Raw genomic sequence first — 22,876 nt, forward strand, 5'->3', positions numbered from 1 at the left:
TTGCCCGAGTAAGTTGAAACGAAGATCAGAGCTGGAATTAATGGTAAGTAACATGGAAAGAACTCAGTTTGCAGATATGCAGGACTCTCCATCCTGGAGCGCCCTACTTGAACATGCAGATCAATTGGCATCCTCTCACATCTATTCGCTTTTCGAGCAAGATCAGGCGCGTTTCGAGAAGTTCCATGTATCCAGCTCTCCTATATTGTTTGACTACAGCAAACAACTATTGACAGAACAAACAGTCGAACTGCTCTTCAAGCTTGCAGAAGAAAAGAAGCTTCCAGAGCGTATTGCTGCCCTGTTCTCAGGTGCGCATGTAAACACCTCTGAAGATCGCCCCGCGATGCATTGGGCGCTTCGCTCACCAGCAACAGACCATACTTTTTACAATGGCGACGATATTTCTCAGCCGGTAGCCGCAGAGCTAGATAAGATCGCAGGCTTTGCTGAAATCATTCGTAGTGGTCAGTGGCGTGGCTTTAGTGGTTATGCCATTACTGATGTGGTCAACATTGGCGTTGGCGGGTCAGACCTTGGCCCTATGATGAGCTGCATGGCACTTGAAGATTGTATAGATGTAGAGCCAACGCCACTGCGAATCCATTTTGTATCGTCAATGGATGGCACCCAGCTTTCACCTCTGCTGGATAAGCTTAATCCCCATACCACTCTGTTTATTCTTTCATCGAAATCCTTTACTACCATTGATACGCTGTCGAATGCAGCTACCGCTCTCAATTGGCTAAATCAGGCATGCTCTGAGAAAGAGAAGGTACTTTCCAGTCACTTTATTGGTATTTCTGCACAACAGGACAAGATGTCAGCGTGGGGAATTCCGGAGTCCAATCAGCTGTACTTCTGGGATTGGGTAGGTGGTCGCTACTCCATGTGGTCGAGCATTGGCTTCCCTATCGCACTTAAACTGGGCATACGTGCTTTTAGGCAGCTCCTTGCCGGTGCCCACTGTATGGACAAGCAGTTCCAGAATACTCCGTGGAAACAAAATCTACCTGTATTGCTGGGTTTGATTGGTGTCTGGAATAGTAATTTCCAGAAAATCAATACGCACGCCATCTTGCCCTACGATGGCCGGTTAAAGTATCTACCGACTTATTTAAGTCAGTTAGAAATGGAGTCTAACGGCAAGTCTGTCACGCGCGCTGGTCAGTCTGTTGCTTTCAAAACCTGCCCTATTCTTTGGGGTGAGGTGGGCCCGAATGCTCAACATGCGTTTTATCAGCTTTTACATCAAGGTACCGAACGTGTGAGCTGTGATTTCATTGCTCCGGCCATGCGCTATCACGAGCACACCAATCCCTCACTAACTCAGCAGCATGAGCTAGCTTTAGCCAACTGTTTTGCTCAGTCACGCCTCCTGGCACTGGGAGAGCGCGTTTTACCCGATAGCAGTAGCCTGCCCAGCTACAAGCGCTATCCCGGCAACCAACCTAGTTCAACCATTATTCTTGACGAACTAACCCCCTTTAGTCTTGGCGCACTTATTGCCTTGTATGAACACAAGGTGTTTGTTCAGTCAGTGATTTGGGATATCAACCCCTTCGATCAGTGGGGCGTTGAACTGGGTAAGAAGCTGGCCTCTGACACACTGGAACTGCTGCAAGGCCATCGAAGCCTGGAAGGTTATGACCCAAGCACTTCAGGCCTTGTTGCGCATATCGTCAATGCATGGAAACAAAACAGCTAGAGTGTGCAAGAAAACACTTTATAGTAGAGTACCTAAGTTTTTGGCTAGTACTGCTGTAGAAGTTTAGCCCCCAAGCTCTGCAGGAGGCCTCCTGTAAGAGAATGGCAATGTCGTGAATTCGGCTTGCCGTTGTTCATTACGTAATGAAAGGACACAGCTATGAAAAAGGTTATTTGTGTTGTTGCACTGGCGATGGGTGTTTCATCCATGGCATTCGCTGAATCAGCCAAAGGCCCTGCTACTGGTGCAGGCCTGTCAGGTGGTGCGATTGCAGCCGGTGTAGTTGTAGGTGGCGTGCTGATTGGTGCCGCGGTTGGTGGCGGTGGTGACGGTGCTTCCGGTACTTCCGGCACAACCGGCACAACCGGCACAACCAACTAAGTTGTAAAGTGGTCAGCTTATGCTGACCACTCTTCCGCCTGGCTAGGAACCTCTCATGCATCTGCACAAATTCATCACTTTTCTAGCAACAAGCGTGTTTTTGGGAGGTTGCTCCCTCTCCCCGGTTTTTGAAGCAAGCATCGATAGCCTGAAATACAGCTTCTCCGACAAATCACTACAATTCACACCTCAACAGATAGACAGCCTACCCAAACCTTCGATGGCTGGGCGTTTATCTCCAGATTCAGCCGAAGCCTTGCTATACGGTTATCAGGAGAAAGATGGTCGTTATTGGTATAGCAGCAGTAGCGAGTATTTAGTGACTAATCATGCAAGGCTGATACGTAGTAGTGGCTTACAGTACAACCTTCTACACTCCTCACTGTCGAATGATGCCCTGCAAAGCCCTGAGCTACTGGCGGGCAAAACCTTTACCCAGTCGTGGACAATTGATGTAGAGCCTGGACACTGGTATGGCGTTCAAGTTAATAGCAAGCTTGTTCCCGTTGGACTGCAAGATGTTGATGGCTATGCCTCCCCCCTATTTCTTGTTAATGAACAAATCACTATCCCTATGATGAACTGGGAAGGCCTCAATCAGTTCTGGTTCGATCCTGACTCTCATAACATTGTGATGTCAAAACAGTTTATTCACCCTGACTATCCCTTTATAACCACACGAATAATCAAACCTTTCAAAGACGAGGCCAGACAGTGAAGCGACTTCTTTCATCCCTACTGATGCTGATCTCGGCTTCAGTGATGGCTGATATTACAGTTACTTATTCTGGTAACGTCGAACAAACTGGACCGACCAATTTCTCAGACAACTCCAGACTGTTTGAAATTACCCATGGAGTCCCTGCTGGCTCGGCGTGGATACCAGGTGCAGCACTCTTCCTGAAGCAGAATCTAAGCAGTGAACAGAGTGCGAAGTCAGCAATGCTTGAGGGTCTAAAGAGCATCTATAACTACACTGCATCAGATAAAGAGTCGGACAAACCGTTTGCAGAGTGGTTACTGGCATTGAGAAGCTGGATACAAACTCAGCCTGTTACTGGACGTCAGTTGGTTACTACACTTGATCCATTCCAGCTGGAAATTGATAAAACAGCGAACAAGAAAATAACGTCAGACGCTCGCCTGAACTACCCAAACCGCCCAGACTTCATTTCTATTATTGGGCTCAATGGAACATCTGATGGAACATCACCCTACCGAAAAGTGCCCTACCTGCCCGGGAAAGATATCCAGAATTATTTTAATGAGGACGATATTGCTTCATGGGCAAACAAGAATGAAGTTTATATCGTTAGCCCTGCAGGCCAGATAGAAAAAGTCGGAATAGCCGCTTGGAATTTTAAACACGTAAGACTAGTGCCTGGCAGCTGGGTATATATACCGATTGACAATGACGCACTGAGTGCCGCTCCCCATTTCAACGAAGGTTTTGTCCAGTGGCTCACAACAAGATCGCTTCCATGAGAAGGCAAACAAGAAACTTCAGACTGTCGTTGCTGACCTGTGCATGTACTACAGTCATGGCGCAGTCTGCCTTAGCCTATGAAGAGACAGGGCCAGTTACCCAAGGGGATTTCGGTGGGGCTGGATTGATGCAGACTCCCACAGCCAGAATGGCACCTGTTGGGCAATTAAACTTTCATTACAGCCATACTTCACCCTACTCGCGCTTTAACCTGTTCTTTCAGCCTTTTAGTTGGCTAGAAGGTGGGTTCAGGTATATGTCCATTTCGAATGTACCCTATGGCCCGGAGTCGTTGAGTGGAACTCAATCCTATAAAGATAAAGCAATAGATATCAAAGTCCGTCTGTGGGACGAAGATCGCTATATTCCTGCAGTGGCCATTGGGGGTCGAGATATTAGCGGTACCGGATTATTCAGTGGTGAATATGTCGTTGCCAGCAAACGCTGGAGCAACCTTGATTTCTCTCTTGGCTTGGGATGGGGATACGTAGGAGCAAGAGGCTCGTTAGGTAATCCGCTTTCACTGCTAAGCGCCAGATTCGATGAGCGAGGCGCTGCCAAGAGTGGGGGAGGAAAGTTCAATTTTAGTAATTACTTCAGTGGCGACACCTCCCTATTCGGCGGTGTCTCTTACTACATCCCGAACTCACCGTTTATTCTTAAAGCGGAGTATGACGGAAACGATTATCAGCATGAACCGCGCAACAACAATCAGGAGCAGTCTTCTCCGATCAATGTCGGTGTCGTCTATCAATTCAACGACAACATCGATTTCCAGCTGGGTTGGGAGCGCGGAAACACGGCTATGCTCGGTTTTACTTACAAAGCCAATATGGCGGCACCGTTTAACCAAACTCGCACTGACCCAGCCCCAGAACCCTTGACGTCCCCTACTGCTACTTCAGATTGGCAGCAGGTTGCAAACGATTTACGTAACAATGCTGGCTATGATGTCAGCTCAATCCGCACCGATAGTGATCAGGTCACGCTGGTAGGAGAGCAGACCAGCTACCGCGAGTCCAGCAAGGCCAAGATGCGGGCGGCTCGAATTCTCGCAAATAATACAGCCAGCGAAACGAACAACATCACCATCATCGACACCAAAAATGGTCTTCCATTAACCAAGTCCACGATTACCAGAGAAAGCTTAGAAGCTGCCGACGCAGGTGATATATCTACGGATGAGCTCAAATCACAAATGACTTTGAGAGATCCCGGCAGCTTAGCAGGCACTGAAGTATATACAGGTAAACTGGAACATTTCCGCTACAATTTTTGGCCGGGTCTGATCCAAAATATCGGCGGGCCAGATGCCTTCTATCTGTATCAAGTTACGGCCAATGCAACAGCAACCTATACTTTCACACCAGGTCTAGACTTGAGCTCGACGCTTAGCGTCGGGGTTATCGATAACTTTGACAAGTTCAAATATGACGCACCGAGTAATCTCCCACGGGTCCGCACCTACATCCGTGAGTACATGACCAACTCAAATTACGGCATACAGAATCTGCAGTTAAGTTATCGAAAACAGCTGTCAGATAACTGGTACGGACAGGCCTACGGTGGCCTGCTGGAGACCATGTATGGCGGTATTGGAGGTGAAGTTCTGTATCGCCCTATAGGGAAGCCTTGGGCTTTGGGAATGGATGTCAACTATGTCAAACAGCGTGACTTTGATAGAGGCTTCGGCTTCCGGGACTACACAACCACTACTGGTCATCTGACAGGTTATTACAACTTCGCAGACCAAGACCTGTTGGCAAAAGTCAGCATTGGCCAATATCTGGCCAAAGATAAAGGGGTAACCTTTGACTTCTCCCGCTATTTTGATAACGGTGTCTCCGCAGGATTCTGGGCAACATTCACCAATGTAAGCAGTGAAGACTTCGGTGAGGGCAGCTTTGATAAAGGAATATATCTGGTCGTACCATTTGATGCCTTCTTCACGCGCTCTACCGTCAAGTATGCACCAATCACATGGCAACCTTTGACTCGTGATGGCGGTCAGCGCCTGCAAAGAACCTCACAACTGTATGACGTTACCCGCATGAGAGACCAAAATATCTATCTTGATGGTTTCAGCAATGCCTATAAGTAACTCGTAGAATAAACCCAATGAAAAATGCCCTCTTGTTGAGGGCATTTTTATAAGGGGAGGTAATAGAATATATAACGCTCTACTTACACAATGTCAGAAAACATTCCCACCCAGTCAATATCTCCTGCACCGGTGGCAAGGAAATACGGATTAAGTATTTTACTGGTATTGCCATATCCAAGAGGCTCGCCTGCCAGAGTCACCACCTTACCTCCAGCCACTTCCACTACACACTGAGCAGCGGCAGTATCCCAGAGAGAAGTAGGCCCAAGGCGCGGATAAATATCTGCTTTCCCTTCAGCGATGAGGCAAAGTTTCAGGGAGCTTCCCATAGCCACCATTTGATGCTGTGGAAGGCGCTGCAGAAAAGTCCCCATGGCATCACTGCCATGAGAGCGACTTCCCACGACACGACAAAGCTCTCCCTGAACATAGCTTGATACCGAAATGGAGGCAGTCTCGTTGCCCTCAACCTTCTTAGCTCCGAAGCCTTGGGCTGCCGAATACAACACATCAATTGCAGGGGCGTAAACCACACCTAATATCGCCTTACCTGAGTCGATGAGCGCAATATTGACGGTAAACTCGCCATTTCTCTTGATAAACTCTTTAGTCCCATCAAGAGGATCCACCAACCAGTACTGATAATACTTATCTTGACCAGTGAATGAGCCAACGTCCTCTTCAGACAAAATTGGCGTAACCGGAGACAAGGCCTTAAGTTCACTGACAATAAAGCTATGTGCCCTGGCATCCGCTTCGGTCAACGGAGATTTATCGTCTTTATCAACGACAGCAAAGTCTCTTGCATAAACCTCCATGATCAGATCGCCGGCTTTGCGGGCTATTCTCTCTACTTCAGCCAGCACGCTTTCATTTACTTCCTGCATAGACTTACCTGCATCCTTATAGTGTGGAGACAAATGAATTAAAGCAGGTGCAGATTACTCTGCACCTGTAATTATTTAATCCACTAGTATGTTCTTTAACTTCAGAGCATCAACAATAAGATCGACTGCAGCATCTACCGACAACGACGTGGTATCAATACGCACTTCTGCACTTTCAGGACGCTCGTATACAGAATCTATACCGGTAAAGTTCTTGAGCTCTCCACGACGCGCCTTTTTATAAAGCCCTTTGGGATCTCGATCTTCAGCAACACTTAACGGTGTGTCGACAAAGACCTCAATAAACTCACCCGCTTCAACCAGTTCACGTGCCATCTGTCGTTCAGACCTGAACGGAGAAATAAATGCAGTAATTACAATAAGACCTGCATCGACCATTAGTTTTGCGACTTCTGATACACGGCGTATATTCTCAACACGATCAGTATCGGTAAAACCGAGATCTTTATTCAAACCATGTCTAACGTTGTCACCATCGAGCAGATAAGTATGACGCCCCATTGCGTGCAGACGCTTTTCCAATGCATTAGCTATGGTCGACTTTCCAGCCCCTGACAAACCGGTAAACCACAAAATGCTGGCTTTCTGTCCTTTGGCTAAAGCGCGCGCCTCCTTGTCTACATCAACATGCTGCATGTGGATGTTCTGGCTGCGTCGCAGTGAGAAATGCAGCAGTCCAGCCCCTACTGTATTGTTAGTCATTCTATCTATAAGAATGAACCCCCCTGTATCTCTGTTATCCTTATAGGGGTCATAAGCAATAGGACGATCAAGGCTTAAATTGCAAATACCAATGGCATTCAGCTCAAGCTTCTTCGCCGCAACATGTTCCATGGTATTAACATTAACCTGGTACTTGACCTCAGTAACCGTCGCAGATACTGATTTACTTCCGATTTTCAATAAATAGGGGCGGCCAGGCAGCATGGGCTCTTCATGCATCCAGATCAATGTTGACTCAAACTGATCTGCTGTTGCAGCGGGGGCTTCAATGCCAGAGATAACATCGCCTCTTGAAATGTCGATCTCATCCTGCAACGTCAGGGTAATAGACTGACCAGCAACGGCTTTTTCCAAATCTCCATCGAACGTAACAATGCGCGCAATGCTACTTTCCTTTCCGGACGGCTGCACTCGGACTTTATCGCCAGGTTTGATAACACCGCTGGCAATCGTACCGGCAAATCCACGGAAATCGAGATTCGGGCGATTGACCCACTGTACAGGCATGCGGAATGGCTCCCGCTGCATACGAGTGTCATCAACCTCTATAGTCTCCAGATACCCCATCAGCGTCGTACCATGATACCAAGGCATATTGCTGCTAAGATTGATTATGCTATCCCCTTTAAATGCAGACATTGGGATAAAGGTAATATTGTCCAGGCCAATTTGCTTAGCAAACTCGCTGTAATCCTCGACAATTGATCTGAAGACAGACTCTTTATAGTCAACCAGGTCCATTTTATTGATGGCAACTACAACATGTCGAATGCCGATCAAAGACATCAGATAGCTATGGCGTCGAGTTTGCGTGAGCACCCCTTTCCGCGCATCAACCATTAAGATAGCCGCGTCTGCCGTGGAGGCCCCAGTGACCATATTGCGTGTATATTGCTCATGTCCTGGTGTATCAGCGACAATAAATTTACGCCGATCCGTCGAAAAAAAGCGATAAGCAACATCGATTGTGATCCCTTGTTCACGCTCAGCAGCCAAACCATCGACTAGCAGCGCAAAATCAATCTGGTCACCCTGAGTTCCCCATTTTTTTGAGTCAGCCTCAATTGCACTTAGCTGATCCTCAAAAAGCATTTTCGATTCATAGAGCAGTCGACCTATAAGAGTGCTCTTACCATCATCGACACTGCCACAGGTAATAAAGCGTAGCAGACTCTTTTTCTCATGAGACTTAAGGTATTGATCAATATCGGTAGCAATCAGGTCAGATACGTGTGCCATTAGAAATACCCCTCCTGCTTCTTCTTCTCCATAGAAGCGGCAGAATCGTGATCGATCACACGACCTTGGCGCTCAGACGTTTTAGTAAGCAGCATTTCCTGAATGATTGAAGGAAGAGTGTCCGCTTCAGATTCAACAGCACCTGTCAGCGGATAGCACCCAAGAGTACGGAATCGCACCTTTTTCATCATGGGAACCTCACCGGGCTTCAAGGGCATCCTGTCATCATCTACCATGATCAAAGCACCATCTCTTTCTACAACAGGGCGAACAGCAGAGTAGTAAAGAGGAACAATAGGAATACTTTCAAGGTAGATGTACTGCCAGATATCTAACTCCGTCCAGTTAGACAATGGAAAGACCCTTATTGACTCGCCTTTATGCTTTCTTGCGTTATATAGCTTCCACAACTCAGGGCGCTGGCTTTTAGGATCCCAACGATGCTGAGCAGAACGGAATGAAAAAATACGCTCTTTGGCACGAGACTTTTCTTCATCCCTACGAGCGCCACCGAAAGCAGCATCAAAACCATATTTATCTAGTGCTTGCTTCAACCCTTCAGTCTTCATGATGTCAGTGTGAATTGCTGACCCATGCGTAAAAGGATTAATATTTTTTTCTACCCCCTCAGGGTTAATATGTACAAGAAGATCCATTCCGGTTTCTTTAGCCATCTTATCCCGAAATGCATACATATCCTGGAACTTCCAGCGAGTGTCAACATGCAACAACGGAAAAGGGGGTATAGATGGATAAAAGGCCTTTCTGGCCAAATGCAGCATTACCGCGCTGTCCTTGCCAATAGAATAAAGCATTACAGGATTCTCAGCTTCAGCAACCACCTCCCTCATTATATGGATGCTTTCTGCCTCCAGCCGTTGCAAATGTGTTAAAGACATATTATTCCTCTCCAGGCCGTAATATTCAGGTAGAGGACGATTACTCGTCCCTGAGATACCCCAATCAGCAGCTCCACTTTCTACCTTTTCACTCAAAAATGAGTTATCGAAAGATGGCTGATGAACAGTTATTCGCTGCGGATTTTGAGAAAGCCATTGACTCACATTACGTACACGGCGTAAGTCAACACCAAAAAGAATTATGGTTATATGCCCTGAGTAAGCAGTCAGCATGCACTCAAAGAGGCCTATAAAAATGTCGTCGGTAAGCTCTTTAACGCCTGAAAAATAGCAACTCACCTCTCCTTCAGGATTTCTTATCAGGATGGAAACAGAACTACCATTGAATACAGGAGTAACAACACATTCCAGAACCAATGACGAGCGCTCATGGGCTGCCTTATGTATAGCTGGCAGGATGCACTTAGACCAATATGACATTCCTTTCTGGCAGGCAGCTTGATCTAGTAATCGCCCCTCAATCCCCCAACGACCGCAGTAACGGGCAAAAGTACGCTCTGAAAGCTGCACACCTAAACGACGCTCTATCATCGAATAGATTTCACCCAGTGCCCACAGGCGTTTTCCATTGTTATCAGATACCGAACTGCATAAAACATCTTCCACTGCTTGTTCATGCACAGCACTTAACAGCCGGCCTTGACCTTGCACTCTTCCGCGCTTCTTGACATCGACAGCAGGCCAGCCTCCCATCAGATAGGCTTTGAATGCTGAGATGATTGTAGGGTTGCTGAGTCCTGTTTTTTTAGCAGCCTCAGCCAAAGTAGCACCGCGTAAGCGCAACTCAACAGCAAGTCTACGCCTCTCACTCAACGTACTCGGCGATAAATCTTTAACATGCCTATGCATCGCCTTCCCCTGTAAACTGGCACTCTTTCATCATCGCTGCGTACAAAATTGCAGAAAAACAGCACCAGTTTATATAATATGTGCCGACGATAAAAGCCAAGGAGACGAGCTATGGCTGGCTGGCTGGTTCTTGTAAGTGTTGGAGTATTACTAGCGCTGTTAATTCATGGCCGAACCCCTCCAGCAGTACTTTTTGCCACGTGGGCGGGAGCTTTTCTGCTTACAGGGCTAGTTGATGAAAAGACGATGCTAATGAATTACACCAATCCGGCACTCATCACCCTTCTAGTCCTGTTACTGATTTCCGTGGCACTTGAGCGATCCGCAATCCTGGACCTTCTTTCCGAGAGGCTATGTCGAGGCAGGACGAGCATTGCAATACTCAAGCTTTCAAGCGTTACGGCGTTTTTTTCTGCATTCCTCAACAATACTGCAGTAGTAGGATCTCTGCTAAACGTTGTTTGCAAGCAGAAACATATAGCACCTTCAAAGCTTCTGATTCCTCTGTCTTATGCATCCATAATAGGTGGAGTGACTACACTGGTAGGCACATCAACAAATCTGATAGTAAACTCCTTTGTTATAAATGCTGGATTGCCAGCTATCCATATGTTTGACTTTGCATTTGTTGGACTGCCAATAACCCTGCTCTGCATTCTGGCGTTAGTTATATTTGGAAAATTGCTTCCAGAAAATATAAGTACCGAGCAAGACTCAGGGCAGCGATATTTCCTTGAAGCGATTCTTACAAGCAACTCCCCACTGATTGGAAAGTCAATAGAGGAAAATAGATTAAGAACACTGGAAGGCCTATTTTTACTGGAAATAGCTCGCGACGGTAGACTGATTACTCCAGTAACTCCTGATGAAATTCTGCAAGAGAATGACACCCTTGTATTTACTGGGGAAATAGAAAAATTTCATATTCTCCAGAAATTTCCTGGGCTACAGGTTTTTGGCAACCACGCGAATGAGCTGCTAAAGTCGAATCTGGCAGAAGTGATTATAAGCAATGACTCGGAGCTATCAGGAAGAACACTTCAAGAAGTGGATTTTAGAACAATGTTTAGTGCTGGCGTAGTTGGCATTAGAAGAGGCGAGAGAAGATTAACAGGCCAACTTGGAAGAATTCCATTGAAGGTGGGCGATAGTCTATTACTTGCAATTAGTTCAGACTTCATACAGCACAGAAATATAGATAGAAACTTTCATCTACTTGGCAATATTCCTGTAAGGCCAAAGCTGTCACTATTTCAAAGCATAGTATCGTTTGGAGGATTTGCATTAGCAATCCTACTTTCTGCAATGAACATTATCCCACTATTAAATAGCCTCCTAATGTTACTTGCTATTCTTTTACTATCGAAAATAGTAACACTGAGTGAGTTGCGACGCCGCTTCCCCTTTGAACTGATGATTATCATCGGCTCAGCCCTTACCCTGGCTCAAGCCATGCAGTCATCTGGTGCAGCGGATCTTATCGCAAATTTAATAACGGCAGTTTTTGATGGCCATGGCCAGTATGGAGCACTTATAGGTATCATGCTCATGACGGTAATGCTGACCGAAATCATTACAAATAACGCAGCAGCAGCTCTGGCATTTCCTATCGCTTTATCTGCAGCAAATGCACTTGGTGTTGACCCAAAACCTTTTATTATGGCTGTCGCATATGGCGCCAGTGCCTGCTTCATGATTCCCTTTGGCTATCAGACCCATTTAATGGTCTACTCTCCTGGTCACTATAGAACAACAGATTTTATCAAAATTGGCGTAATAATTAGCACCCTTTATATTTCGACAGCAATAATACTGATACCGATATTCTTCCCGTTCCAATAATATGGTGGATATCCTAAAGAAATGAAGAGTATTCTAGTTACAGGGGCAAATGGTTTTTTAGGGAAGGACTTGTGCGGAGTATTATCAAGTCATCAATACCAGGTAACAGCCATCACAAGGAGCCCTGGACCCATATCCTCGTCTTCAGGAGTAAAATTCTACTCAATCGCAGATCTGAAGAGTTCAGGAGATTGGCATGAGCTACTGAAAGACATAGATACAATCGTACATACGGCGGCAACAGTTCACATTCCGAAGAACAAAGAAAAGGAACTAGGCAACTCATTCAATTCGGTAAATGTAGATGCAACGAATGATCTAGCACAATGTGCAGCAGTGGCTGGAGTGAAAAGATTCATTTTTATTAGCAGTATCAAGGTCAATGGTGAACAGACCGAATGTTCTATTCCATTTACCCACCTGGATACACCACGCCCTCAAGGCCTTTACGCAGAATCAAAATATCTGGCAGAACAAAAACTAAAGCACATCTGCGAAAAATCAGGGATGGAGCTTGTGATACTGCGGCCGCCACTTATTTATGGAAAAAATGTCAAAGCCAATCTTTTACAACTAATAAAAGCTATTGACTCCAATCTTCCTCTTCCCTTTGGCAGAACGGAAAACAAGCGCAGTCTTATCGCAAAGGAAAACTTTATCGACCTTATCGAGACTTGCATATGGCACCCAAAAGCGGCTGGCCAGATATTTCTTGCATCAGATGACTATGACATATCAACAACAGATTTAATTAAGCTATTGTCTATAGGTTTGAAGTCATCGCCGATACTATTTAGCCCAAATAAAAGGTTTTTAAAAGCCTCACTAGCACTTTTTAGCAAGAAGGATCTATATAGTCGTTTATATGACAATCTACAAGTAGATATCAGTCATACTAAGCGTACTCTTGACTGGACTCCACCCTTCTCATGTGCCGACATGTTGAAGTACACGGCTCAGTATTGGCGAAATCAAAACAATAGATGAGTCAGCGTATTGAACTACTCGGGAAAAATACTGCCCTCTTAAGCTCCATGCGAATCCCCCTATGACATTAGCATTAACAGCATCCAGCACACTATTTTTATATTTTGTACCTTTTTTTGTGTCACTGGCACTAACATACGTAATAAAAAATAGACTTGCTAACGCCCGGCAATTAGACATCCCTAATAATCGTAGCTCACACCGAATTCCAACACCGAGAGGTGGTGGTCTATCTTTCGTTATTGTTTATTTGACAGGGTTAGCTATATTCTTTGGCCTAGGAGCTATATCGACTAGCACATATATTGGGCTTTCCATACCGCTCGTAATGGTTGGAGGCATAGGCTACCTTGATGACAAAGAGCATGTCCCTGCAAAGTGGCGTCTTCTTATTCACTTTCTGTCAGCAAGTATCGCGGTATACATTCTTACACCTCTTACAATATCGGGCACTCCGTCATATTACTGCGTTATCTTTTTTATTCTTTGCACTACTTATCTGGCATGGCTTATTAACTTGTTCAATTTCATGGATGGTATTGATGGCATCGCAGCATCTGAAGCACTGACAGTCATACTTGCAATGATCATTATCCACATTTCAATATCAAGCTACGATGCTATTGCAATTTTGATCTTTTTGGCAGGAGCAATATCTGGATTTCTGATTTTCAACATATCACCAGCAAAGATTTTTATGGGTGATATTGGAAGCGGCTCTCTTGGAATAATGCTTGGAGGTTTAACTTTTTGTTCATTTCACAGCTCTTCAAAAATATTTATAGCCTGGAATATTATGATGGCAGCGTTTATCACTGACGCAACACTGACACTATTAAAACGACTTATAAATCGTGAAAGAATATTTGAAGCGCATAACAGCCACATGTACCAAAGAGCCTCACGTTATTTTAATAGCCATATGCGAGTAACTTTTTCTGTTTGTATTATAAACTTATTCTGGCTTCTTCCTGTTGCACTTCTTTTTACCTTGAACCAGATTTCAGCACCTATTTCTATACTAGTGGCATATGCACCTTTAATAGTAAGCTTTATATATTGGAGAAATTAGCCAGTAAAAAAAGTCCTATCAGATCATCGATTAACAGAAGAGTAATTAAGTAGCTTGCCATACAACTCAAGATACGACCTTGCCATGCTCTTACCTGTAAAATGATTCAGGTATCTATTTCTTGCATTCTCACCAAGAAGACATACTTTTTCAGGATCATAGTGAAAATCACGGATAGCCTTCACAAGCTCAGACGGAACGCTTGGATCAACAACGGTTCCTGTGACGCCATTCAAATTTACAAAACTTGTTCCGGTTTCTATTTCACAAGAGATCATTGGCTTTGAAAACATAGAGGCTTCTAGTAGCGTAACCCCAAACGCCTCTGAGCGGATATGTGACGGGAAGATTACGCCTCTCGACAAGGTATACAAAGCCACTTTTTCAGCATCACTTACATAACCAACAAAAATGACGTTGTTTAGCCCCAAGTCCTCTACTTTCTTCTTTAACTCTCGTTCTTCTGGCCCCTTTCCTGCAATGACTACCTTTATTTCAGGTAACTGTCGCAGTGCATCAAGTAATAAATGTAGCCCCTTATAATAACGTAAGACACCTACAAACAGGAAAAAGTCTCTCCCTAGCTTCTCTTCCAAAGAAATCAAGATATCGTTCTCTAGGCTCGGATAGCTATCCTCGCTAATACCCAACGGAATAATTTCCAGTTTATCCTGGCAAGCCGACAGGACGTCACTACTTTTAGCATAATTCGGAGAGGTTGCGACAACCGCATCAGCCTTACCTAAAAACCACTTCATCAATGGTTTATAAAGCTGCAGAAGGCCTTTTTGTTTTACTATATCTGAGTGATATGTAACCACGTATGGCTTCTTTACTCTTCCGAGCAGATGCAACATATCAGCAAATGGCCATGGAAAATGGTAATTTATAATATCGGCCCACTCCACCTGCTCTTTAAATAGAGCCATACATTGAAGTGAGATACTACAGGATGCTATTTCGAAGTGAAGCGGAGCACGAATTGTTAAAATCCCATCCTGAGAAAACTTATCAGGCATAGGATTTTTACTGAGATAAAAGACCCTACACTCTACACTATGCTCCATTTCAAGAGATTGAGCATTAATACATATCTGTCTTATAACTTCCTCTAAACCACCTTGAGTATCTGGAAAATAGGTTCTATAAACATGCAAAACTTTCATTTAAGATAATCTCACTTTTTAAAGCTGAATAGTCCAAATCACATATTAGATTTCAAACTTTCCCTGTTCTGTAAGACCATCTCACTCACTTCTTTAAGCAGTTTTTGTGCGCATTCGTCCCAGGAAAACCCCTGGACTCGTTGATAGGCCAGCGTTGCAAGCTGCTCTCGATATTGCTCATCACTACTTAATCGCACTATATTCTCGACCCATTCATCAGGTAAATCAGGGTCTGCAAACATTGCAGCACCTTCCAGCAATTCCGTCATGGCAGGCTTGCGGCTACATATTGATGGCACACGAAGTTGCGCAGCTTCCATAGGCGGAAGGCCAAATCCTTCATATAGGCTGGGAAATACCAGCGCTATTGCACTACTCACAACAGCTCCGACTTGGCCATCATCCAGCCTTCCCAAAAGAGTTACCTTATTTTTAACCCCCAACCTTTCTACCAAAGTGTTGGTTTTCTTGCTATCACCAATGACGACCAAAGATATATCTTCTAATCTTGGATCCTTTAACGCTTTAAGTACTACTTCTAAGTTTTTATGATGATCACATGAACCTATATACACCAAATACTTCTTATTTAGTCGAATTCCATCATGTAACGGTTCTACCGGCAATCTGGTAACTCCGTTATAAATTACTCGAATCCTGTCCAAAGGGATATCCAAATACTCATTTATATCGTGAGCACTGGTATCACTAATAGTGACAACAAGATCCGCTTGCTGAGCAATCCTTTTGTACCTATTTTTCCACTCCTCAGAAACTCTTGGAAAGAGTTCAGGCAGGATCATGGGGATCACATCATGAATCATGACAACAGATGAACTTGGAAGAATATTTGGGCACCAATGTACTGATGAATAGAAATGAACAACTGCAGCTGGAGCTTCTGCTTCTTGAACAAGCTTTCGTGCCTCCAGTTTACTCAGCAACTCTCTGGAAACACGTCCAATACCTCTCATATCCTCTAACGGTCCTCGGGCAAAACACAGCCTGAATGACTCATAGTCAATATCAACAAAGGACTCTTTTCCATAGACCGAGTTATTAAATAGAAACCTTCTTTTCAAAAAGTCCCACAGCCAAGGGGATTTTTGCACGGCTGACTTAACAGCAGAAAGCAGACGGGGGTGCCTTTTTAATACAGAGAGCACAACTGGAATCAGGCGTACTGGATTATATTCTCGCAGAGGCTGAGTCAGTCGCCATGACAAACTATGCTCAATAGACTCAATCTGATTTCTTAAATCAAGCACCATAGCTGACTGTATGCGAGAGCTGTTAACCTCCACATTCAGTCTTTCGTTTTCTTTCTTTAAATAGTGACATTCTGATAAAACATAACCATCAAAAACATTAGGAGGATATTCGAAATGTTTAAGCAGTTCTTTTCTTTCAGTGGCCACATAGAATCTATTAAGCCCATCCTTATATGCCATAAGATATCCATAGCTCATGAGATCTGTCTCCCAGGAACTATAGTTTTCAATAGTAGTCGTAGGTATGGTTGCTTCTACAATAACTACCCAGGGGCGATAGGATTTCCAGTCTCCTCCTGCTATTACTTTCTTTTCAAAACCCTCCACATCTATTTTCAAGAAATGAATGGTCTTATTAATTACGTGCTCAGCGCAAATATCTTTAAGACTAATAATATCAAGATCATAGCTTTCAACCACATAACCATTATTGGAGTAGCTCTCAGCAAGGCGTTCATCAAAGGTTGAAAGACCTGTATTTTTTACTTTGTAAAACTTTTCCCTTGAGCTATCTTCGCCGACACCAACAAATAAATTTATATCTCTTGCACGGTCTCGTTTTAATACTTTTATAAAGTCATCGTTAGCGTCTACATTGACACCACACCAGCCATTATTATAAAAAAGTTTAGTAACAGAATGCGTGTCCGGCAGTGCCGCACCTAAGTCAATATAAAACCCATTCTCTACATCCTGAAAGCATCGCCATAATAGTACATCTTCCAAATTCTGGGCATACGATATAAATGTCATAGCGATTCGAACTCAATATGGGTTTCTAACCGTGTAGGTCCATCAAAGTGAGGATATAAACCATTCACGACTGTAAACAACAACGCTAGATCCCTCCACTCATAGTTCTTTGCAATATGAGTGTCATCACCTGAAAGGGCAGTCTGTAAAGAAAAGTTCCCCACGCCTATATTTGCAACTACTGATATTTTCAAATTTATCCGACTACCAGCAGCCACATCGCATAGAGCCTGTTGAGTGTGGTGTGTATTAGTACCAAAGACCACCTGACCCAACCTGTCTTTTATAGAGAAGCCGAAAACCAACCTCGGAATGTCTTCATAGGTATCTATAGTAACAGCAATAAATACTTTCTCGCCTGAGTTAATAACTTCGACAGCTTTTCCATTTGCATCAAGAAGCCTTACCTCGGTTACACTTGCCCCTCCGGTACCAGATACTGTCTGAATCCGCCCTCCATCCAAAGCAATCTGTTTAACCTGCTGTTTTTGGCGATCAGCTAACATTGCATTGTAATAATCCATTACTGCCTCAGGCTGCCCATCCATTAATACACTTCCATTCGCCAGAAGTATTGCTCTGTTACAAATCGACTGAATAGCAACTTTATCATGAGAGACGATTAATAGCGTTGTCCCTTCTTGGCTGAATCGACGAATCTTTTCGAAACTCTTATGCTGAAAATACGCATCACCAACAGATAGCGCTTCATCCACAATCAATACATCAGGCCTTCTCGCGGTTGCTACACTGAAAGCTAACCTCATCTGCATACCACTGGAATACACTCTCACAGGGAGGTCCATATATTCCCCTATTTCTGCAAATGCTTCTATTTCTGGCAATAACTCCTCAACTTCTTGCTTGCTATATCCAAGCAGTTGACCTGACATATAACAATTCTGGCGACCAGTAAAGTCAGGATGAAACCCCATCCCCAGCTCAAGTAACGCAGCTACTCTACCCTTTATTTCAACACGCCCTTCTGTTGGCTTGGTTGTCCCTGTAATCAATTTCAATAACGTACTCTTACCTGCTCCATTTATCCCTATTACTCCAACAGCATCGCCTGGCTGTATATCGAAGTTCACGTCTCTGATTACCCAGTGTAGGTCGTGCTTATTACTTTTTCTTAAACTTAACCATTCGCTCAGTCTAGACCAACGATTTGCATATACCTTGTATGCTTTTCCCAGACTGGATATTTTTATCAGGCCCATTACAGTTCGTCTACCATATCTGCGGAGTGCTTTTTAAATATTCTTACAGCCAATGCACAGACCAATATTGTCAGTACTATCACATATACTAAAGACTCTAATCCGGGAACCGTATGCTCAATCAGAATGGTATGGTATGCAGCAATCAGATCAGCCATGGGGTTTAATCCCATCACAGGTTTGAACCACTCTGGCAGTATCGACTCAGGGTAGACAATCGGTGTAGCCCAAAACCAAAGCTGGAGAAATATTCCAAAAAACTGTCCAACATCACGAAAAAAAACATTCAACACACCAAGAACCACACCCAACCCAAGAGAAAACAGAATCTGTATAAGTAATACTGGAAACAGCCATATATAGTTCACACCTGGAAAGTTACCCGTCGCGACAAGAAATAGAGTAAACAATGTGAAAATTATTCCAAAATTCAATAACGAAATCATTATTGAGGTTACTGGCAAACAAAGCTTAGGAAAATTAACCTTCTTTATAAGATTACCATTATTAATAAAAACATCTTGAATTCTGTTAACAGTTTCTGAAAAGAGCCCCCAAGTCAAAACACCAGCACATAGATAAATACTGTAGCCAAATTCATTTTCTACACCAGCTAACTTATTTTTCATTACATGAGAGAATATTACTGTATACACAACTATCATGGATAACGGATTAAGTACCGTCCATGCCATACCCAGTATTGAGTTGCGATAACGAGCCTGAAACTCTCTCTTGACAGAGCCAATTATAAATTCTCTGTATTTCCACACAGTAAGTAGCAAATTAGAACCTCACAAAAATTCTAGTTCCATTCCCTGAAAGCCAAGAAATAAAAAGCATACATCCGCGGCATCGCAGCTATATTTGAAATCACTTTATTTTAGCTCTTTGTAGAAGCCACACGAGTTTCCTGTCTCGTTTAGTTCCAGGCTTTGTTTATCAAAGCTTTCTACTTCTTGTACTCTGCTAAAGCCTGATACCAATTCCCCCAGCAACTGGCAAAGTATGGTATCCAGATCCCTATCTTCCTCGTCAGTCAAAAGCAGACTCTCGAAAACGGATAAAGACTCGGTAAGTTTTTCATATTCAACACACTCCTCCATGGCCTTCATAATCTTCGGATGAGATGTTTTCTCAGAGTCGCTACCGATTAGCAGCTCTTCATACAGTTTCTCCCCCTTCCTTAAGCCTGTGTACTTTATCTCTATATCACCTTTGGGGTTGTCTTCACTTTTAGGTGTATACCCCATAAGCACGATGATCTTTTCTGCTAAGTGTCTTATCTTGACCGGCTCTCCCATGTCCAGCACAAATACTTCACCGCCCTTTGCCATGGATCCGGCCTGGATTACTAGGCTGGACGCCTCCTCAATCGTCATAAAATATCGCGTAATTTCTGGATGGGTAACCGTTACGGGCCCACCTTGCTCTACCTGTGCCCGGAAGCGCGGTACAACAGACCCGGACGAACCCAAGACATTACCAAAGCGGACCATACAGAATCTTGTTTGCGTCCCTTCCACTACCAATGACTGCAGAACTTGCTCTGCGACGCGTTTGGTCGCTCCCATTACATTGGTCGGCCTGACGGCCTTGTCCGTAGAGATCAGTACAAACCGCTCTACTCCAACCTTACTTGCAAGATGGGCCAGTGTGGCGGTACCCAGAATGTTATTCCTTATGCCCTGCTTGATATTCTCCTCAATAATAGGCACATGTTTATAGGCTGCAGCATGATAAACTGTTTGAACTTTGTAGTTGGTCAATATTTTTCCTACGAGCAAGCCATCGCAAACAGAACCAAGAATCGGGATTACCTCAATTGCGTGCAACTGGTTGTTATTCCTTATTTCTTCAAGCTCCATAGCAATCTGGTAAAGTGCATACTCATTTTGCTCCAAAATAATAAGCCTAGTTGGGCTATGAGCCATGACTTGCCTGGCAATCTCAGAACCGATACTGCCACCACCTCCAGTTACCAACACCGTTTTGCCAGCAATTGATTTCTCCAATAGCTCTGGGATGGCAGGCACAGGCTCTCTTCCCAGGAGATCTTCGAGCTGTATCTCCCTAAGCTGATCAACTGCTACCTTGTGCTCGACAATTTCTGCCATGCTAGGAACCGTCTGTATTTTAACGGGATACTGAAGTAGTCTCTCGACGATGCTTCTCTGAGCCTCACGACTATGAGATGGAATAGCCAGTAGCACTTGCCGGATACCAAATCGAGCAATCAAAGCCTCAATATCCTTAGACCGGTGGACAGGTCGACCTCTTACAATCTCTCCCCACAGCCGTGGATCGTCATCGATAAATCCAACCGGAAAGTAATCTCCGCCATTATCCAGTGCAGCCGCCAGCTGCACTCCAGCACCACCGGCTCCGTATATGAGCACAGGCTTCTTGTCCACAAAATGACGGACAAGCCACTGGTAGTACTGACGCACCAATAGTCGCGTTCCGCCCACATAGACCAATGCAACCAGCGCAAAATTGACGGGTATGGATCTGGGAAAAGGACTTACATTCGAAGCATATGCAAGACAGGCAAGGGCAACCGCCAATACGGCGACGCCCTTTGTTATCGCCAGAATGGCATGAGCCCCCATAAACCGAATAACCGCTCGGTACAGGCCAATCCTGGCAAATACGAAAACACCCAGAATGGGTAGCACTGCAAACAACCACCAGGCAGGCTGCAAAAACTCGACTGGCCACCAGGTGGAGAGCCTTAACATGTACGCTGAGAGCAGTGCACCTGGAAGGGCAATGAGGTCCGCAACGATCATGATTGCTTTCTTTTGCGAGCGACTCAGTGCCACGACTCGCTGATGAGTCGCTGAATGCGGTAGTCTTTTGTATTTCATTAATTAACCGGTAGCCTAGTCATTCCAGATATATACCTTTTTAGTCTTTGCCCTAGGATACATATGGACATCTATACACTTTGAATTCTACACACATATATTGTTTTTGCGGTATCCACTTGCACTTTTAGATGTTGTGATGACAAGAATACGGCCGCCTCAACCATACCTTTTTGTACTGCAATAAACCTCAAGCGCTATGTATATATTTCTTTCAAATAGTTCACTTCTCTGCACATTTTTTAGATTTCATGCGGAGGCTTTAAGAACACATCTCCTTATTTCTGCTATCTTCTTTGCGGGAAATTACTGCAGGGATCATCATGTCTGAACAAGGAAGCATACTCGTTACTGGTGGGGCGGGTTATATCGGTAGCCATACTATCCACCAGCTGCTGGCTGGCGGATATCGCGTCGTAGCATTGGATAATCTGGTAAATGGCTCTGCGGCCTCCCTGCAGAGAGTAGAGCAGCTGACAGGCAGGTACGTTCCCTTCTATCAGGCAGATATTAACGATGCTGATGCCTTGAGGTCGATTTTCAACGCCCATCAGATTGAGGCAGTCGTTCATTTCGCAGGTCTCAAGGCGGTAGGCGAATCGGTGCAAAAACCACTCTGGTATTACCAGAACAACGTCGGTGGCACCCTGACATTATGTGAGACGATGTCTCAGGCAGGTTGCAAGACACTGGTCTTCAGTTCTTCGGCGACGGTCTATGGAGCCCCTGCCAGCCTGCCCATACGTGAGGACTTTCCCACCTCAGCAACCAATCCTTATGGTCGGTCAAAGCTGATTCAGGAAGAAATGCTGCGCGATCTTCCTGTTGCTGATCAGGCGTGGAAAATAGCTCTTCTGCGTTACTTTAACCCCGTGGGTGCTCATCCAAGTGGTCTCATAGGTGAGCACCCCAATGGCACTCCCAGTAATCTGATGCCCTATGTCAGTCAGGTTGCGGTGGGAACAAGGGAAGTATTGCAGGTCTTTGGCAATGACTACCCCACCCATGATGGCACAGGCGTCCGGGACTACATCCACGTCATGGATCTTGCCGATGGCCACCTCAAAGCACTGGAGAAGTTAGATCAGACGGACTCAGGCGTATTAACCTACAACCTCGGCACCGGCCAGGGCTATTCCGTACTGGATATGGTGAGTGCTTTTGAAAAAGCATGCGGCAAGCCTATTCCCTACGTACAGGTTGCAAGACGGGCTGGCGATGTTGCCGCCTGTTACGCGGATCCGACGAAGGCTGAACGTGAATTAGGCTGGAAGGCAAAGCGGGGGATTGATGAGATGTGTGCCGACACCTGGCGTTGGCAGTCAAACAACCCTCGGGGGTATGAAAGCTAGCTCCGCGCCTGTGTCAGTCGTGCTT

General features: G+C 44.8%; 17 protein-coding genes. 9 read left to right on the top strand and 8 right to left on the bottom strand.

Going from position 1 to position 22,876, the window contains the following annotated elements:
* Positions 1–52: 52 nt before the first annotated feature.
* The 5 genes from pgi (at position 53) to WH50_RS07805 (ending at position 5,676) form a co-directional block, all read left to right on the top strand.
* On the top strand, positions 53–1,708 hold the full coding sequence (gene pgi, locus WH50_RS07785) for a glucose-6-phosphate isomerase (RefSeq protein ID WP_243410031.1): 1,656 nt from the start codon (positions 53–55) through the stop codon (positions 1,706–1,708).
* A 159-nt stretch (positions 1,709–1,867) separates the two neighbouring features.
* Positions 1,868–2,089 (top strand): hypothetical protein, encoded by a 222-nt coding sequence (locus tag WH50_RS07790; protein ID WP_110186811.1) that lies wholly within the window; start codon positions 1,868–1,870, stop codon positions 2,087–2,089.
* Between the two features lie 55 nt (positions 2,090–2,144).
* Positions 2,145–2,807 carry a YjbF family lipoprotein gene (locus tag WH50_RS07795; RefSeq protein ID WP_110186812.1) on the top strand — a complete coding sequence of 221 codons (663 nt, stop codon included), beginning with the start codon at positions 2,145–2,147 and terminating at the stop codon, positions 2,805–2,807.
* Entirely contained in the window at positions 2,804–3,574 is a 771-nt protein-coding gene (locus WH50_RS07800; RefSeq protein WP_133251278.1) for a capsule biosynthesis GfcC family protein, read from the top strand. Before WH50_RS07795 ends, WH50_RS07800 begins: the two co-directional genes overlap by 4 nt.
* Positions 3,547–5,676 (top strand): YjbH domain-containing protein, encoded by a 2,130-nt coding sequence (locus tag WH50_RS07805; protein ID WP_207780225.1) that lies wholly within the window; start codon positions 3,547–3,549, stop codon positions 5,674–5,676. The genes WH50_RS07800 and WH50_RS07805 overlap by 28 nt, the downstream gene beginning before the upstream one ends.
* Positions 5,677–5,759: 83 nt before the next feature.
* On the opposite strand, the gene cysQ is transcribed toward WH50_RS07805, so the two are convergent.
* The 3 genes from cysQ to cysD all read right to left on the bottom strand — a co-directional run bounded on the left by cysQ (position 5,760) and on the right by cysD (position 9,448).
* Positions 5,760–6,566, bottom strand: coding sequence for a 3'(2'),5'-bisphosphate nucleotidase CysQ (cysQ, locus tag WH50_RS07810; RefSeq protein WP_110186815.1), 807 nt, complete (start codon positions 6,564–6,566; stop codon positions 5,760–5,762).
* A 75-nt stretch (positions 6,567–6,641) separates the two neighbouring features.
* Positions 6,642–8,549, bottom strand: a complete 1,908-nt coding sequence (gene cysN, locus WH50_RS07815; protein ID WP_110186816.1) for a sulfate adenylyltransferase subunit CysN — start codon at positions 8,547–8,549, stop codon at positions 6,642–6,644.
* Entirely contained in the window at positions 8,549–9,448 is a 900-nt protein-coding gene (cysD, locus tag WH50_RS07820; RefSeq protein ID WP_110186817.1) for a sulfate adenylyltransferase subunit CysD, read from the bottom strand. Before cysD ends, cysN begins: the two co-directional genes overlap by 1 nt.
* Before the next feature lie 981 nt (positions 9,449–10,429).
* On the opposite strand from cysD, the gene WH50_RS07825 reads away from it, so the two are divergent.
* The 3 genes from WH50_RS07825 (at position 10,430) to WH50_RS07835 (ending at position 14,219) form a co-directional block, all read left to right on the top strand.
* Positions 10,430–12,160 carry an SLC13 family permease gene (locus WH50_RS07825; protein ID WP_110186818.1) on the top strand — a complete coding sequence of 577 codons (1,731 nt, stop codon included), beginning with the start codon at positions 10,430–10,432 and terminating at the stop codon, positions 12,158–12,160.
* Positions 12,161–12,181: 21 nt separating this feature from the next.
* The gene (locus WH50_RS07830; protein WP_110186819.1) at positions 12,182–13,147 is read left to right on the top strand and encodes an NAD-dependent epimerase/dehydratase family protein; all 966 of its coding nucleotides are present in this window, start codon (positions 12,182–12,184) and stop codon (positions 13,145–13,147) included.
* A 61-nt stretch (positions 13,148–13,208) separates the two neighbouring features.
* Positions 13,209–14,219: an MraY family glycosyltransferase gene (locus tag WH50_RS07835; protein WP_110186820.1), complete on the top strand. Its 1,011-nt coding sequence runs from the start codon at positions 13,209–13,211 to the stop codon at positions 14,217–14,219.
* Positions 14,220–14,242: 23 nt separating this feature from the next.
* Here the strand turns inward: WH50_RS07835 and WH50_RS07840 are convergent, their stop codons facing one another.
* From WH50_RS07840 to WH50_RS07860, 5 genes are all read right to left on the bottom strand, one after another.
* Positions 14,243–15,385: a glycosyltransferase gene (locus tag WH50_RS07840; protein ID WP_110186821.1), complete on the bottom strand. Its 1,143-nt coding sequence runs from the start codon at positions 15,383–15,385 to the stop codon at positions 14,243–14,245.
* 38 nt (positions 15,386–15,423) lie between these two features.
* Positions 15,424–17,409, bottom strand: coding sequence for an FkbM family methyltransferase (locus WH50_RS07845; protein WP_110186822.1), 1,986 nt, complete (start codon positions 17,407–17,409; stop codon positions 15,424–15,426).
* The gene (locus WH50_RS07850) at positions 17,406–18,500 is read right to left on the bottom strand and encodes an ABC transporter ATP-binding protein (RefSeq protein WP_279305910.1); all 1,095 of its coding nucleotides are present in this window, start codon (positions 18,498–18,500) and stop codon (positions 17,406–17,408) included. The genes WH50_RS07845 and WH50_RS07850 overlap by 4 nt, the downstream gene beginning before the upstream one ends.
* A gap of 128 nt (positions 18,501–18,628) precedes the next feature.
* Entirely contained in the window at positions 18,629–19,414 is a 786-nt protein-coding gene (locus WH50_RS07855) for an ABC transporter permease (RefSeq protein ID WP_110186824.1), read from the bottom strand.
* Positions 19,415–19,507: 93 nt separating this feature from the next.
* The gene (locus WH50_RS07860; protein ID WP_207780226.1) at positions 19,508–21,421 is read right to left on the bottom strand and encodes a nucleoside-diphosphate sugar epimerase/dehydratase; all 1,914 of its coding nucleotides are present in this window, start codon (positions 21,419–21,421) and stop codon (positions 19,508–19,510) included.
* A gap of 401 nt (positions 21,422–21,822) precedes the next feature.
* Between WH50_RS07860 and galE the strand changes: the two genes are divergently transcribed.
* Positions 21,823–22,851, top strand: a complete 1,029-nt coding sequence (gene galE, locus WH50_RS07865) for a UDP-glucose 4-epimerase GalE (RefSeq protein ID WP_110186826.1) — start codon at positions 21,823–21,825, stop codon at positions 22,849–22,851.
* Positions 22,852–22,876 lie beyond the last annotated feature (25 nt).

Origin of the sequence: Pokkaliibacter plantistimulans, assembly GCF_003194385.1 — a bacterium.
Classification (GTDB): domain Bacteria; phylum Pseudomonadota; class Gammaproteobacteria; order Pseudomonadales; family Balneatricaceae; genus Pokkaliibacter; species Pokkaliibacter plantistimulans.